This is a genomic window from Ectothiorhodospira sp. PHS-1 (assembly GCF_000225005.1).
In the GTDB taxonomy this organism is placed as follows: Bacteria; Pseudomonadota; Gammaproteobacteria; order Ectothiorhodospirales; family Ectothiorhodospiraceae; genus Ectothiorhodospira.
In genome coordinates, this window is the sequence record NZ_AGBG01000077.1 from 1 (window position 1) to 1,051 (window position 1,051).

At 59.8% G+C, this 1,051-nt stretch carries 3 protein-coding genes; all 3 read left to right on the forward strand.

Features of this window, described 5'->3' with window-relative positions; genetic code table 11:
- Nucleotides 1–226: 226 nt before the first annotated feature.
- The 3 genes from ECTPHS_RS13655 to ECTPHS_RS14450 all read left to right on the forward strand — a co-directional run bounded on the left by ECTPHS_RS13655 (nt 227) and on the right by ECTPHS_RS14450 (nt 1,021).
- Nucleotides 227–457 (forward strand): ParD-like family protein, encoded by a 231-nt coding sequence (locus ECTPHS_RS13655; RefSeq protein ID WP_008933354.1) that lies wholly within the window; start codon nt 227–229, stop codon nt 455–457.
- Nucleotides 454–723, forward strand: coding sequence for a type II toxin-antitoxin system RelE/ParE family toxin (locus ECTPHS_RS13660; RefSeq protein ID WP_008933355.1), 270 nt, complete (start codon nt 454–456; stop codon nt 721–723). Before ECTPHS_RS13655 ends, ECTPHS_RS13660 begins: the two co-directional genes overlap by 4 nt.
- A gap of 64 nt (nt 724–787) precedes the next feature.
- Nucleotides 788–1,021, forward strand: coding sequence for a zinc ribbon domain-containing protein (locus ECTPHS_RS14450; protein ID WP_168044682.1), 234 nt, complete (start codon nt 788–790; stop codon nt 1,019–1,021).
- The last annotated feature ends 30 nt before the right edge of the window (nt 1,022–1,051 follow it).

Sequence of the window (1,051 nt, forward strand, 5' to 3'; positions counted from 1 at the left end):
CCTTTGCCGTCTTGGCTAACAGCTACTCCCAACTTCGCTGTTCGGGACTTTCACCCTATAGACGTGCGCCGTGCCCGGCGCACTGACACCCTCCCCACGGCTAAAGCCGGGGGCTTCTCGCGCATCATGGTGATTCCCGGGATTGGTTAGACTCGTCCAACGACTTTGACACCTGGAGGAGGACAAGGCAGACTACAAAAGTAGCAAATCCCATCAGGAGAAGACCATGGGCATGCCTGTCCGCATCGAAGACGAACTGTACGAAAGCGCCAAGGCCCAGGCCCGGGCGGAATGCCGCACCATCGCCGGTCAGATCGAGTTCTGGGCCAAGGTGGGTAAGGTCGCTCTCGACAATCCCGACCTGCCGGTCGAGTTCGTACGCGATTTGCTCATCGCTCGCGCAGAAGGCCGCGAACAGGCCACGCCCTTTATTCCGGAAGGCCTTTCCCGGGAATGATCACGGTCCTCCAAACCAACGCCTTCAGCCGTGCCTACAAGCGCCTTCAGCGCAACCAGCAGGCGGCCATCGACGCTGCAGTCGCAACCATCGTCGACCAGCCTGAGCGGGGCGAGCCCAAGAAGGGCGATCTTGCCGATGTGTTCGTCTACAAATTCCCATGCGTCGGTCAACAATTCCTGCTCGCCTACGAGTACGACCCGGCAACCCGACTGCTTTTGCTGGTCGGCACCCACGAGAACTTTTATCGCAACCTCAAACGCTGATCGTGATGGGGGACAGGAAATGGGAAATGGGGGACAGGTGAGTGATGATGGGGGACAGGCACTCTTGAGCAACGCCAGCAAGACCGGCCACCGCTGTGGTGCGATCAATGATCGTAAAAAACATGCCTACGTCTGCACCCGTTGTGGACACAAGGCGCACGCCGGTGCCAACGCGGCCATGAATGTCCGCGACTGGCATGGGCTGTGCTGCCCGCTGAATCTTGAGGATTTGGCGGGCGGGCTGCATGAGCCAGCCCTGAACCCGGCACGCGAAGTCACCGCGAAAGCGGTGACGTAGCAAGAACGGGAATCCGTTCCATCATGCCTA